Here is a 12,635-nt window from a genome sequence, read left to right on the forward strand (position 1 = left end):
CCCGCCGAGGACCTCAACACCATCGCCGACAAACTCAACAACCGGCCCCGGCCCACCCTGGACCTCGAAACCCCAAAGCAACGCATGCGCCAACTAATCGCCACCGCGGCCTAAACCCCGATGTTGCAACGACCAATTGACTTTGGACCACCGTGATCGGCCGTAAGTGCCCCCGCGTTGCACCTAACAGCAGGGCATTGCCCTGGAAAACACGACCGCGCATCAATGCTTCCGTGCACGTCACAGGCCAATTAAGACAATTACGTTACTCAAACCTTTCTTAATTACTGAAAGGGTAGGCTAGCCTTACTTAGGTTTGCATCACTTACCTAAGGAGTTCCGTGGCTTCCGCCGTCTTCCCCCGTTCCGCCGGCCGCCCTGCCGGCCGCCGCCTCCGCAAGACCGCGGGGCGGGCCGCAGCTCTTCTGGCCGCCGTCGCGCTGTCCCTGACCGCATGCTCCACCGGACCAGCAACTTCGACGGCGGCGGACGCGAGCTCCCAGCCGGCCAGCGCCGCCTTCCCGGTCACCATCAAGCACCTCTTCGGCGAGACCACCATCAAGGAACAGCCCAAGCGCGTCGTCACCGTTTCGTGGGTCAACGACGACGTCGCGATCGCCCTCGGCGTGGTGCCCGTCGGCGTCCCCAAGAACGAATGGGGCGGCAACGACAAGGGCTCCACACCGTGGAAGGACGCCGCGCTCGAGAAGCTCGGCGCCGGCTTCGGCACGGAGAAAGCCCCTGTCCAGTTCTCCGAGGCTGACGGCATCAACTTCACCGAGATCGCCAAGCTGAACCCGGACGTCATCCTGGGCGCCTACTCCGGCCTGACCGAAGAGGACTACAAGAAGCTCAGCGAAATCGCCCCCGTCGTGGCCCAGCCGGAGGTCGCCTACGGCACGTCCTGGCAGGACTCCACCACCATCATCGGCACGGCCCTGGGCAAGGAAGCCGAAGCCACCAGGCTGGTCTCCGACACCGAGGCCACCATCAAGGACAAGGTCTCCAAGTACCCGCAGATCGCCGGAAAGTCCTACATCTACGGCAACCTGGAACCGGACAAGAGCGACGGCGTCAACGTCTACACGGCCAACGACAACCGCCCGCGCTTCCTCAGCGAAATCGGCATGAAGCTCGCATCCGTCGTCGAGGACAAGTCCAAGGGCTCCAAGGAATTCTTCATCCCGTGGTCCGCCGAAAAGGCCAACGAACTCAGCTCGGACATCTTCGTGACCTGGGTCCCGGATGCGGCCACCACCGACTCCATCAAGGCTGACCCGCTGCTGGGCCAGATCCCGGCCATCAAGACCGGCGCCCTGGTAGCCGACTCGAGCAACACCCTGACGCTGTCCATCTCCGCTTCCTCGCCGCTGAGCCTGCCATGGTCCCTGGACACGTTCCTGCCGCAGCTGGCCAGCGCAGCCGACAAAGTCGCTGCCGCGGCGAAGTAACACCCTCCCATGACGAACAGTACGACGACGGCGCCCGCCGCCAGCGCGCCCGCGCCTCCGGCCCCCACCGGGAGGAAAGCCCCCGCAAAGCAGGCGGCCTGGCTGCTGGCCGCCGTCGCCGTACTTGTTCTGGTCTGCGCGGCGTCCCTGGCTGTCGGTGCCCGCGGGGTTCCCCTCCGCACGGTCTGGCAGGCGCTCACGCAGTTCGACCCCGCCGACGGCAACCACGCCGTCATCCACGCCCGCATCCCGCGGACCGTGCTGGGGCTGCTCGCCGGCGGCGCCCTCGGACTCGCGGGCGCGGCCATGCAGGGTGTGGCCCGCAACCCGCTGGCCGACCCCGGCATCATCGGCGTCAACGCGGGAGCCGCCCTCGCCGTCGTCACCGGGATCTACGTCTTCGGCGTTTCGTCCCTGACCGGCTACATCTGGTTCGCGTTCATCGGCTCCGCCGCCGCCGCCGTCGTCGTCTACCTGATCGCATCCATGGGACGCGACGGGGCGACGCCGGTCAAGCTGGCACTGGCCGGCGCGGCCCTGAGCGCGGGGCTGTATTCGCTCATGAACGTCGTCCTGGTCTCCAGCCAGGACACCCTGGACCGTTTCCGGTTCTGGCAGGTCGGCGGCATCGCCGGCCGGGACTGGTCGGTGGTGCTGCCCGGGTTGCCGTTCCTGGCCGCCGGGGCACTGATCGTCCTGTTCACCGGGAGGATCCTGAACAGCCTTGCCTTGGGGGATGACATCGCCCGCGGATTGGGCCAGCGCGTCGGCCTCGCCCGCGGCGTTACCGCGCTGGGGGTTGTGCTGCTCTGCGGTTCGGCCACTGCACTGGCCGGGCCGATCGGATTCGTCGGCCTGGTGGTTCCGCACGCGGTCCGCTTCCTGACCGGGCCGGACTACCGCTGGATCCTGCCTTTCTCGCTGGTCCTGGCGCCCGTGCTGCTCCTGCTCTCGGATGTAGTGGGCCGGGTCATCCTGCTGCCCGGCGAAGTCCCCGCTGGCATCATGACCGCCCTCGTGGGTGCGCCCGTCTTCGTGTGGCTGGTTCGCCGCGGGAAGGGGGCCGGGCTGTGAGCAACGCAGAACTGACCCGGGAATCCTCCACCGAGATGGCACTTGGCGGCAGTGATCCGCGCAAACATCGCCGTTATCTGCCATCTCGCGGACTCTTCCGGAGCCGCACCGGGTTCCTGGCCGTTGCCGTCGTGGTGCTCCTCGCCGCCAGCATCCTGCTGGGCAGCTACACAGTCACCATCCCGGACTTCTTCAAGATCCTCATCGCCCACCTGACCGGCGGCGAGAAAATCCCCGGCGCCAGCTTCATCGTGATGGAAAACAAGTTGCCCCGGGCAGTCATTGGCACGATGATCGGGATCGCCTTCGGCCTCTCGGGCACCCTGTTCCAGACCATGCTGCGCAACCCGCTGGCCAGCCCTGACGTCATCGGCATCAGCTACGGAGCCAGCGCGGCCGCCGTTACCGCCATCGTCGTCTTCGGAGCCTCCGGGGCGGCAGTTTCCGGCGCGGCGCTCTGCGGCGCCATGGCCGTCGCGGCCGTGATCTACACAATCTCCCGGAGCGGTTCCCTCGGATCCGGGGGCGGCAACCGGGGCAACGCCGCCGGCAGCCGGCTCATCCTGGCCGGCATCGGCATCGCCGCGGCACTGAACGCCGTGGTCAACTTCCTCATGACCCGCGCCGACATCCGCACCGCCGCGGAGGCCCTGATCTGGCTGAACGGATCGCTGAACTCCGCCAGCTGGGACCGCGCCGGGGTGCTGGCGCTGGCGCTGCTGGTCCTGGTGCCCGCCGTCGCCGTCCTCGCCGGCCCGCTCCGGATCCTGGAACTCGGAGACGACGCCGCCGCCGGACTCGGCATCCGGGTGGGCATCACCCGGCTGGGCGTGGTGGTTGCTGCCGTCGCCCTGGCCGCCGTCGCCACCGCGGCAGCCGGGCCCGTGGCCTTCGTGGCCTTCCTGGCCGGACCCATCGCCCGCCGGTTCACCGGCAAGGCGAGCCTGCCCGCAGGCGCGTTCGTAGGCGCCCTCATTGTCCTCGCCGGAGACTACTTCGCCGCCAACATCGCCCCCTTGCTCCTTGACGGCACCGTCCTTCCCGTCGGTGTGGTTACCGGCGCGCTGGGCGCCCCGTTCCTGGTGTGGCTCCTGGTCACGGCCAACCGAAAGGACGCCTGACATGGCGGTTCTCAAAGCCCAGGACCTGACGCTGCAGTACGATCAGCGCCGGGTGGTGGAACGCCTCACAGCGAAGATCCCCGAAGGCAAGGTGACCATGATCGTGGGCGCCAACGCCTGCGGCAAGTCCACGCTCCTTCGCGGCCTGTCCCGGCTGCTCAAGCCGGCCGGCGGCGCCGTGACCCTGGACGGCAAGGACATCCATTCCCGCCCCGCCAAGGAACTCGCCCGCATCCTCGGCCTGCTACCGCAGCATCCCACCGCTCCGGACGGCATTCTGGTCCGTGACCTCGTGGGCCGGGGACGCTACCCGCACCAGGGCTTCTTCCGGAGCTGGTCAGCAGCCGATGACGCGGCCGTGCAGCGCGCGCTCGAAGCCACCGAAACGCTGGAGCTCGCCGACCGGAACGTCGACGAACTCTCCGGCGGGCAGCGCCAGCGCGTCTGGATCGCCATGGCGCTTGCCCAGGAAACCGACGTGCTCCTGCTCGACGAGCCAACCACCTACCTGGACCTGGCCCACCAGGTGGAAGTCCTGGACCTGGTCACCGACCTGAACCGGCAGCGCGGCACAACCGTGGCAATCGTCCTGCACGACCTGAACCTGGCGGCCCGGTACGCGGACCACGTGATCGCCATGAAGGGCGGCAGGATCGTGGCCGAGGGGCCCTCCACCGAAGTGGTCACCGAGGAGCTGGTCCGGGACGTCTTCGGCCTGGAATCGCGGGTGCTTCCCGACCCCGTTTCCGGCACGCCACTGATCATTCCGCTAGGCCGGCACCACACCGATTTCCCGAAAGCCGAAACCACAATCCTGGAGTTGGTCCCATGACGAGCCGAGCACATCTGACCCGTGCGAATGCAGCCCGCGTGAATTCAGCGGTACGAGACAAACTTGCCACCCAGCCAATGACCCTGGCCTTCGACGTGACAGTCTCCGCGGTGCAGGAGCTCAGCCCCAACTTCCGCCGCATCACCTTCGGCGGGTACTCCCTGCGAGACTTCGGCGTCCACGGCGACACCCTGGACCTTCGCGTGAAGCTGATGATCCCCTCCCTCGCCGAGGACGGCACCCGCCTGCCGCTGCCCGTGTTCGCGATGGAGCAGTCCGGCTGGTACCAGGAATGGCTGGCCATGGATCCCGCAACCCGTGGTTCCATGCGCACCTACACAGTGCGGGAGGAACGACTCGACGCCGTCTACCCGGAGATCGACGTCGACTTCGTCCTGCACTTCGACGATGCCGGCGACGGCGGACCCGCCGCGAACTGGGCCGTGGGCGCCAGGCCGGGGGACGCCCTCACCATCATCGGCCCCAACAACCGGGCCGCGCACTGTGTCACGGCGGAGAGACCTACTCCGGCATCGAATGGCGGCCGGGCCTGGCCCAGCGGGTACTGCTCGCCGGTGACGAGACGGCCGTTCCGGCCATCAGCGCCATCCTGGAAAGCCTCCCGTCCTACATGAGCGGGCATGCGTTCCTGGAGGTCCCTGAGGGAGGCGACTTCCTGGACCTTAAGTCGGACGCCGACGTCGAAATCACCTGGCTGGCGCGCGGCGCCTCGATCGGCCGCTCGCGTCCGCACGGCGAACTCCTGCAGGAAGCCGTCCGCGCCGCTGTTCCGGAGCCCGGCTGGGTGGGCATCAAGGCTGCCGCGGGCGGCGCCGGCCCGGAACCCGATGACGTCAACGTGGACCAGGACATCCTCTGGGAGACCCCCGCACGGATGGACGCCGCGGCGATCGGAGCCGGCAAAAACCCGGACAAGCCCGCAGGGGCGCTGCCGTTCTACGCTTGGATCGCCGGCGAAGCGGGCACCGTCAAGGAGCTGCGGCGGTATCTGGTGCGGGACGTGGGGATCGACCGGAAGCAGGTTGCGTTCATGGGTTACTGGCGGCAGGGCAAAGCCGAGCTGTAGACCCTCAGTCGGCTCCCGGGTCAGTCACCTTGGGTTCATCCGCTCTTTCCCTTCCGGCTTTTTGGGGCCGCTAGGGTGCCGGGGTGGGTTCTTTTCCTTTGCTTCCGGATCGAGGCGGGCGGCGGGTCTTTGTTGCCTTGGGGGATTCCTTTACCGAGGGCGTGGGGGACCGGAGTAAGACGCTGCCCAACGGTGTGCGCGGCTGGGCGGACCGGGTCGCGGAGAAGCTGGCCAAGGCACAGCCGGGCTGGCATTACGCCAATCTGGCCATCCGCAGCAAACGGCTCCGCCACATCATCGACGAACAGCTCGAGCCTGCCCTGGCCATGGAACCGACGCTGGTCACCCTGTACGCCGGCGGCAACGACATCCTCGACTTTGGCACCGACATGGATGAGCTGATGGCCGAGTATGAGGCGCTTGTGGCCCGGCTCGCCGCGACGGGTGCCACGGTGGTGCTGTTCACCGGCTTCGACGTCAAGGTATCGGCCGTCCTTGAACCGCTGAAGCGACGCAACACCCTCTATAACCGGCGCGTCCGGCAGATTGCGGCAAAGTACGGAGCTGTGCTGGTGGACTACTGGTGCTTCGACGCATTCCACGACCCGCGAATGTGGGATTTGGACCGGTTGCACATGTCCAAGGCCGGCCACAAATATCTCGCCGGCCAAGTGCTGGACCATCTGGGCGTTCCCCATAAGATCAGCCCGCTGGACTGGGAGCCGCCGGCCAGATTGAGCCTGCGGGAGTGGGAACGGCGGCAGCGTCGCTGGTTGCACGATTGGGTGCTGCCGCTCTTTGGCCGCAAGCTTCGCGGCGTCACCCTCGGCGACCGGCTCAGCCCGCGCTGGCCGTCGCCGGTCAAGGTCCCTCGGAAGGGCGGCCTGAAGAAGCTGATGGAGAAGGCGTCACGCGCCGAGCTTTGACGACTGGCTTGAGTGTCGACGCGTGGCTTAAATTTTGACGCCGGGCTTAAGAGGGCGCCTCTGAATCCAGCAGGTTCTCGTAACCCGGGGCCACCCTGTTGGCATGGAACTCCATGACCTCGAAGTCGGCCACGCCATTGACGTAGAACGGGTCTTTGGCCAGGGCGGCGTCAAGGCTGGCCCGGTCCGAATTGGAGAGCAACAGACCGCCGGTGCGGGGGATTTTTCGCCCCGCGACCATGAAGACACCGTCGTCGAAGGCCGCCTGCAGCCACTCAACGTGGGCCGGGAGATGGAACTCCACAATGTCGTCGGGGACCTTGTAGGTCAGGGAGACTACGTACATGCGGCCAGCCTACCGGTAGCTGGCCGGGGACAGGCGGGAACATTTAAGGAATTCCCCAGTTTGAAGTTGAATCGTCAAGCTTCCAGTCTCCTAGAATGTAGCCATGACCGAACCCCGCTGGCTCAATGCCGATGAACGCCGGGCCTGGCTCGCCCAGCTCAGCATCAACACCATGCTGCCGGCCGCCCTGGACACCCAGCTCCATGCCGCGGGCAAGCTTTCCCTCTTCGACTACAACGTGCTGGCGATGCTTTCCGAGGCCGAGGGGCGTTTCCTGCCCATGAGCGAACTCGCCGCGCGCACCAGCGCCTCGCTGTCCCGGCTCTCTCACGTGGTCACCAAGCTGCAGAACCGCGGCTGGCTCGAGCGCCGGCCGCACCCCGGCGACGCCCGCGTCACGACGGCGCACCTGACCGATGAAGGCATGCAGACCATCGTGAGGCTCGCCCCGGGCCATGTGGAGGCCGTCCGGTCTTTGTTCATGGATGCCCTCAGTCCCAAGGACGTCGCGGATCTGGCCCGGATCGGCGAGAAGATCGTGGCCCGCCTCGACGACGACCACTGGATCCTGCGCGAACGCTGAGCGCTGCAGCTGCACGCCGCCGTCGGGCCGTCCCGTCTTTGTTGCTCGCGGCAACTGCTGGCAGACTTGACCCATGGATTTCACGTCCCGCTATGTGGCCCTTGGCGACTCCTTCACCGAAGGCGTCGGCGACGACGACCCCACCCGGCCCAACGGCGTGCGGGGCTGGGCGGACCGCGTGGCAGAGGGGCTCGGCGCCGCCGATCCCGGCTTCGGGTACGCGAACTTTGCCATCCGCGGTAGGAAACTCCGCCAGATCATGGCCGAACAGGTGGACGCCGCCGTCGCACTCAAACCCACCCTGGTCAGCATCTACGCCGGCGCCAACGACATCCTCAGGCCCAAGATCGACATCGATGACCTGCTGGCGGAGTACGACGCCGGCATCCGCAAGCTCACGGCCACCGGCGCCACCGTGGTGATGTTCACCGGTTTCGACGCGCGGGGCTCCAAGATTTTCGGCACCATGCGCGGCCGCACCGCCATCTACAACGAGCTGGTGCGCGGAATCGCCGGGGACCACGGCGCCCTGCTGGTCGACTACTGGCGCTTCAGTGAGTACTACGACTGGGGCATGTGGGCCGCGGACCGGATGCACATGTCCCCTGCCGGCCACGCGAACATGGCCAAGCGCGTCCTCACCGTCCTGGCGCACGAGCACTCAATCGACGTCCCGCCCATGACCCCGGTGCCCGAGCTGAGCCGGGTGGACGCCATCCGGGCGAATACCCGGTGGGTGCGCGAATTCGCCGGCCCGTGGGTCGTCCGGCGCGTCACCGGCAAGTCCTCCGGCGACGGCCTGGAGCCGAAGTACGGCCGGCTCACACACCTCTAAACCGCTAAGTCAGAGAACGGCAAGCTAGGCACGGAACCCCGGCGTCGCGAGGACATCCCCGCCGCGGCGGACGGCCAGCACATCGATCTCCCAGCCGTCCGTGGCCCGGTGCAGCATCTCGGTCCCGCCCGCGACGATCGCCGTCGCAAGCACGTCGGCTGTGACAATGTCTGCAGCGGCCACGGAGACCTGGACGAACTCGGCGCCCCGGGAGCCGGCGGTCCAGATGTGGTCACCCCGTTCCGCCGAGCCCGACGTCGCAAGGGCGCGCCGGGTGCCTGTTTTCCAGCCGCCGCGCCCGCCCAGCTCGCAGGCGGACAGCAGCGCCGAGCGGTCCAGCGGATCAGCAATTCCGGCCGCCCACGAGGCCACGCTGCCCGGAACCGGCGAGCCCATCACCAGCACGTCACCACCGGCATTCAGGCACCAGTCAGTGATTCCCCGGATGCGCAGCGCCTCCCCGGCCTGCCCGATTGCGTAGCCCTTGATGATCCCGGACAGGTCAAGCACGCCGTCGGGCCGCTCCGGGGAGAACGCGCCCTCCGTCATGAGCCGCCAGCCCACAGCATCCGCGTAGCGGTCCCGCATCCCGGCCGATGAGTCCCGAAGCGACAGCTCGCCGCGCGCCAGCCGGCTGGCCTCGGAATCGGGACGGTACAGGCTGAAGGTCTCATCCGAGCCGGCAAACACCCGTTCGACGGCGGCAGTTGCGGCGTCGAGTTCGCGGTCACTGATGGCTCTGGCAGGAATGGTCAGGCTGACGACAGTGCCCATGGAGCCAAAAGTCCTGGCCCTCAGGGCCGATCCGCCCCGCTCAGAGGTTGGCTGCATCGAGGGCCGCCTGCAGGGAGTTCAAATACGCGTCGGAAGTTACCGTGGCACCACTGATGGTCTGCACGTTGGCGGACTGCGATTGGAGCACCTCGGCGCGCAGGAGCGGGGCGGCCCGGTTACTGATCTGCACGGACTTGCGTTCAGCGTCGGTCAGCTGGAGCGCCGTGACGTCAGTGATCTTTCCGCCCTGCACGGTGATCTGAACCTGGACGGAGCCGAACCGGGTCTGGACGACGGAGCCGGCATACGTTCCYCCGGCCTTGGCCGAGGCTCCCGTGGTGCCGGTCGCGCTCGACGAACCGGACGAACCCGTTGAATCGGAAGAACCCGTTGAACCGGACGTTCCGCTCGAGCCGGATGATCCCGTGGACCCGGTGCTGCCGGTGCTGCCGGTGCTGCCGGTGCTGCCGGTAGTGCCGGCCGCCGCGCTCGCGACGGTGCTGCCAGTATCGGCAACGTGGACGCCCGACTGCCAGCCTGCAATGAGGATGCCGGCGGAGGCGAGGGCTGCTGAAATTGCTGCGCGGGTTCTCACCAGTCGAACCTTTCGTAGTGGAGCTGATCTTCCCGGACGCCGGCGGCGCGGGCGTCCCCAAGCACACTTTGCGCCCAGGCGGCGGGGCCGCAGACGTACACGTCGGCGTCGGCGATGTTGGGGTCATAACTGGCCAGCCGATGGCCGGCGCGTGCGGAGTTCTCCGGCAGCCAGGTCCGGACTCCGGCCGGGCGGGGGCCGGTCAGGTGGAACAGCGTGGCTCCGCGCCGCTGGCAAAGTTCGAGTATTTCCTGGCCCAGGTACAGCTCGGATTCGCTGTGACCGCGGAGAATGACCGTGGCGTTTCCGGGCTGGAACGGAGTGCTCTCCAGCAGGGCGCGGACCGGGGTGATGCCGATCCCGGCGCCGACCATGACCACACGGTTGCGGCTCCGCGCCGCCGTGCTGAACAGCCCGTACGGGCCCTCCAGGGCCACCTTGGTGCCGGGCTTGAGCGACGCGAGCTGGGCCGAACCCCGGCCCAGGTTGCGGACCGTGATCCTCAGTGTGCCCTGGCCGGCGTCGTCGAACCTGACGGGATCGGCGGACAGGCTGAACGGATGCGGATGCCACCACAACCCGGGAGCCAGGAACCGCCAGATAAAGAACCGGCCGCCGCTGCCCGCCAACTGGTCCAACCGCAGGCCGGACATCTCGATGCTCACCACGCCCGGGGCCACCGGAACTACCCGTTTGACCGTCAGCTGGTGCCGGAACGATGCCACCAGGGGCTGGGCCACCCGGTAATACGCCAAGGCGGCGCCGGTCCCGATGCACAGCGCCAGCCAGTACCAGCGCTGCCAGGTGCCCTCGGCAAAGAGGCCGCCGACGCTGAACTGGTGGGGGAGGGCCGTCAGGACAGCCGCATAGGTCAGAAGGTGGACGGCGTACCAGAATTCGTAAGGGAACCGACGTCGGACCGCCACCAGGGAGGTGACCACGACGGCGATGAACAGGAGCATGGAGATGTAGGCGAGCCACATGTCGGGCACCAGGACCCACAGTGCAACCGCCTCACTGACAGGATCCAGCCCTTCGGCCATGCCGTACCCGATCGCGATGAGGATCCCGTGGGCGAGCAGGAGGTACAAGGCGGGCTTTCCCAGCTTTCGATGGAACTCCAGCGCGCGGTCGTGGCCCACTGTGTTGTCGATAAGTGGAATCCGCGCCGCCAGCAGCAGCATGAGAACCACCAGGTCCATCCCGGCGAGGCCCGCCACAATCCCCAGCGCGGTGAAGGAGCCGGACGCCGACGTGAAGCCGGCGGCCCCGCCGTCGGCCAGCCACAATGCGACCGCGCCGGCCACGGACGCCCAGAAGAGGACTGTCAGCAGATCCGCCCGCAGCAACCGCCGCCGATGCTGCCCGTCGAACGGGTCCACAGCGCGACGGGGGCTGCGGCGAACCCCGGGACGGCTCGTCAGAAGTTGTGTGTTCATGAAGCAAGAATCTCCTCGCCGCCTATCATTTGGCTGTGAAAATACTTCGCCCGACATATGACCTGGGAGAACACCACGCCGTCTGGGCGGACCGGCTGCGGGACAATCCCTATACACCATTCAGCGCCGGATTGGTCTTTAATTCGTCGAACTCGTAGACTTGGTAGGCGCTAGGTGGCGCGGAGCGTGTGCAATTGCTCCGGTTGGCAGGACCTGTCTGAGAAATCGACGGTCTTGGTGGCCGGTAGTTAGGGGCTCAAGTTGCGCGCATTCCTGTATTTCGCCCAGCATCCCGGCACTTCGCAATGGCTGTCCACGGACCGCCAACGCCAAGTGCCCGTGGCCCCACAATCTTCGCCGCAGTGAGGAACCAGCCGGTTTGTGCCGTCTGCCTGAATCCCGCGGAACCGAAGGTTGGGGGAGGGAGCCGGATGCGGACGCCGCCTAACGCACGGTCAGCAGGAACTCTGTTAGCCGTTTCATTTATTTTTTGAGGAGAGTCGTCATGGCAGCACACTGCCAGGTGACCGGAGCCGAGCCGGGCTTTGGACACAGCATTTCGCACTCGCACCGCCGCAACAAGCGCCGGTTCGACCCGAACATCCAGAAGAAGCGCTACTGGGTTCCGTCCCTGCGCCGTAACGTCACGCTGCAGGTCTCTGCTCGTGGCATCAAGACCATCGACGTACGTGGCATCGACGTAGTCGTCGCCGCAATCCTGGCACGAGGAGTGAAGCTCTAATGGCAAAGGATAAGGACGTACGTCCGATCATCAAGCTGAAGTCGACCGCGGGCACGGGCTACACCTACGTGACGCGCAAGAACCGTCGTAACGACCCGGACCGCCTGGTTCTGAAGAAGTACGACCCCAAAATCCGCCAGCACGTCGAATTCCGAGAGGAGCGCTAAACACATGGCTAAGAAGTCAATGATCGCTAAGAACGAACAGCGTAAAGTCATCGTCGAGCGTTACGCTGCAAAGCGCCTCGAACTGAAGAAGACCCTGGTTGACGCCAACGCAACCGACGAAGCACGCGAAGCTGCTCGCCTCGGCCTGCAGAAGCTGCCCCGGAACGCCTCTCCGGTACGTCTGCGTAACCGCGACATCATCGATGGCCGTCCCCGCGGTACCTTCCAGAAGTTCGGTATCTCCCGTGTTCGCTTCCGCGACATGGCTCACCGCGGTGAGCTCCCTGGCATCACGAAGTCTTCCTGGTAATTCAGTACTCCTGAAGCCAGTGGCTTGAGAAGGGCCGGCAACCGTTTGGTTGCCGGCCCTTCTTGCGTTTAACGCCGGGTGGTGGGCCGGCGGGGGGCCGGGTCGGCGGACCGGGGCGGCTGCCAACTGGCGCGTGGCCGCCTGCCCCACGACGGAGGTCTGAGTCCGCGCCGAGCCACGGTGACGCACCGCACAATTCTCACTTACGACGCCGGAGCCCCGGGTTGGGTGCCCGAAGGTGCGTTTGGCCGCGGGTTTTGGGGGTTTTGGGGTGGTGGTGGGGGTGTGTGGGGGTGGGTTTGCGGTGGGGGCGTGGTGGGTGTATTGTTTTCTAAGTCGCCGAGAGGGAGACC

At 66.8% G+C, this 12,635-nt stretch carries 14 protein-coding genes and 1 pseudogene; 11 read left to right on the forward strand and 4 right to left on the reverse strand.

The window, feature by feature from the left end:
• Window positions 1–341 precede the first annotated feature (341 nt).
• The 6 genes and pseudogenes from AB4089_RS22570 (at window position 342) to AB4089_RS22595 (ending at window position 6,491) form a co-directional block, all read left to right on the forward strand.
• On the forward strand, window positions 342–1,451 hold the full coding sequence (locus AB4089_RS22570) for an iron-siderophore ABC transporter substrate-binding protein (protein WP_441411505.1): 1,110 nt from the start codon (window positions 342–344) through the stop codon (window positions 1,449–1,451).
• 9 nt (window positions 1,452–1,460) lie between these two features.
• Complete coding sequence (locus AB4089_RS22575; RefSeq protein ID WP_441411506.1) at window positions 1,461–2,525, forward strand: FecCD family ABC transporter permease; 1,065 nt, start codon at window positions 1,461–1,463, stop codon at window positions 2,523–2,525.
• 35 nt (window positions 2,526–2,560) lie between these two features.
• Complete coding sequence (locus AB4089_RS22580; protein ID WP_441411516.1) at window positions 2,561–3,646, forward strand: FecCD family ABC transporter permease; 1,086 nt, start codon at window positions 2,561–2,563, stop codon at window positions 3,644–3,646.
• Window position 3,647: 1 nt separating this feature from the next.
• Window positions 3,648–4,478 (forward strand): ABC transporter ATP-binding protein, encoded by an 831-nt coding sequence (locus AB4089_RS22585; protein WP_441411507.1) that lies wholly within the window; start codon window positions 3,648–3,650, stop codon window positions 4,476–4,478.
• 77 nt (window positions 4,479–4,555) lie between these two features.
• A pseudogene (locus AB4089_RS22590) lies at window positions 4,556–5,565 on the forward strand (siderophore-interacting protein).
• 83 nt (window positions 5,566–5,648) lie between these two features.
• The gene (locus tag AB4089_RS22595) at window positions 5,649–6,491 is read left to right on the forward strand and encodes an SGNH/GDSL hydrolase family protein (RefSeq protein ID WP_441411508.1); all 843 of its coding nucleotides are present in this window, start codon (window positions 5,649–5,651) and stop codon (window positions 6,489–6,491) included.
• Between the two features lie 46 nt (window positions 6,492–6,537).
• Here the strand turns inward: AB4089_RS22595 and AB4089_RS22600 are convergent, their stop codons facing one another.
• Window positions 6,538–6,837 carry a YciI family protein gene (locus AB4089_RS22600; RefSeq protein WP_441411509.1) on the reverse strand — a complete coding sequence of 100 codons (300 nt, stop codon included), beginning with the start codon at window positions 6,835–6,837 and terminating at the stop codon, window positions 6,538–6,540.
• Window positions 6,838–6,940: 103 nt separating this feature from the next.
• On the opposite strand from AB4089_RS22600, the gene AB4089_RS22605 reads away from it, so the two are divergent.
• Both AB4089_RS22605 and AB4089_RS22610 read left to right on the forward strand, forming a co-directional pair.
• Window positions 6,941–7,420 (forward strand): MarR family winged helix-turn-helix transcriptional regulator, encoded by a 480-nt coding sequence (locus AB4089_RS22605; protein WP_441411510.1) that lies wholly within the window; start codon window positions 6,941–6,943, stop codon window positions 7,418–7,420.
• A gap of 73 nt (window positions 7,421–7,493) precedes the next feature.
• On the forward strand, window positions 7,494–8,255 hold the full coding sequence (locus AB4089_RS22610) for an SGNH/GDSL hydrolase family protein (RefSeq protein ID WP_441411511.1): 762 nt from the start codon (window positions 7,494–7,496) through the stop codon (window positions 8,253–8,255).
• A 24-nt stretch (window positions 8,256–8,279) separates the two neighbouring features.
• On the opposite strand, the gene AB4089_RS22615 is transcribed toward AB4089_RS22610, so the two are convergent.
• The 3 genes from AB4089_RS22615 to AB4089_RS22625 are packed head-to-tail and all read right to left on the reverse strand — an operon-like array spanning window position 8,280 to window position 11,063.
• Entirely contained in the window at window positions 8,280–9,029 is a 750-nt protein-coding gene (locus AB4089_RS22615) for an FAD:protein FMN transferase (RefSeq protein WP_441411512.1), read from the reverse strand.
• Between the two features lie 40 nt (window positions 9,030–9,069).
• Window positions 9,070–9,624 carry an FMN-binding protein gene (locus AB4089_RS22620; protein ID WP_441411513.1) on the reverse strand — a complete coding sequence of 185 codons (555 nt, stop codon included), beginning with the start codon at window positions 9,622–9,624 and terminating at the stop codon, window positions 9,070–9,072.
• Window positions 9,621–11,063, reverse strand: coding sequence for a ferredoxin reductase family protein (locus AB4089_RS22625; protein ID WP_441411514.1), 1,443 nt, complete (start codon window positions 11,061–11,063; stop codon window positions 9,621–9,623). Before AB4089_RS22625 ends, AB4089_RS22620 begins: the two co-directional genes overlap by 4 nt.
• A gap of 505 nt (window positions 11,064–11,568) precedes the next feature.
• Here AB4089_RS22625 and rpmB point away from each other — a divergent pair.
• From rpmB to rpsN, 3 genes are read left to right on the forward strand one after another with little or no spacing between them, the layout of a single operon-like run.
• Window positions 11,569–11,805, forward strand: coding sequence for a 50S ribosomal protein L28 (rpmB, locus tag AB4089_RS22630; RefSeq protein ID WP_011693744.1), 237 nt, complete (start codon window positions 11,569–11,571; stop codon window positions 11,803–11,805).
• Window positions 11,805–11,972, forward strand: coding sequence for a 50S ribosomal protein L33 (rpmG, locus tag AB4089_RS22635; protein ID WP_003798558.1), 168 nt, complete (start codon window positions 11,805–11,807; stop codon window positions 11,970–11,972). Before rpmB ends, rpmG begins: the two co-directional genes overlap by 1 nt.
• Before the next feature lie 4 nt (window positions 11,973–11,976).
• A complete protein-coding gene (rpsN, locus tag AB4089_RS22640; protein ID WP_441411515.1) occupies window positions 11,977–12,282 on the forward strand; it encodes a 30S ribosomal protein S14 in 306 nt (101 codons plus the stop codon).
• The last annotated feature ends 353 nt before the right edge of the window (window positions 12,283–12,635 follow it).

This window comes from Arthrobacter sp. 2MCAF15 (genome assembly GCF_052115605.1).
In the GTDB taxonomy this organism is placed as follows: Bacteria; Actinomycetota; Actinomycetes; order Actinomycetales; family Micrococcaceae; genus Arthrobacter.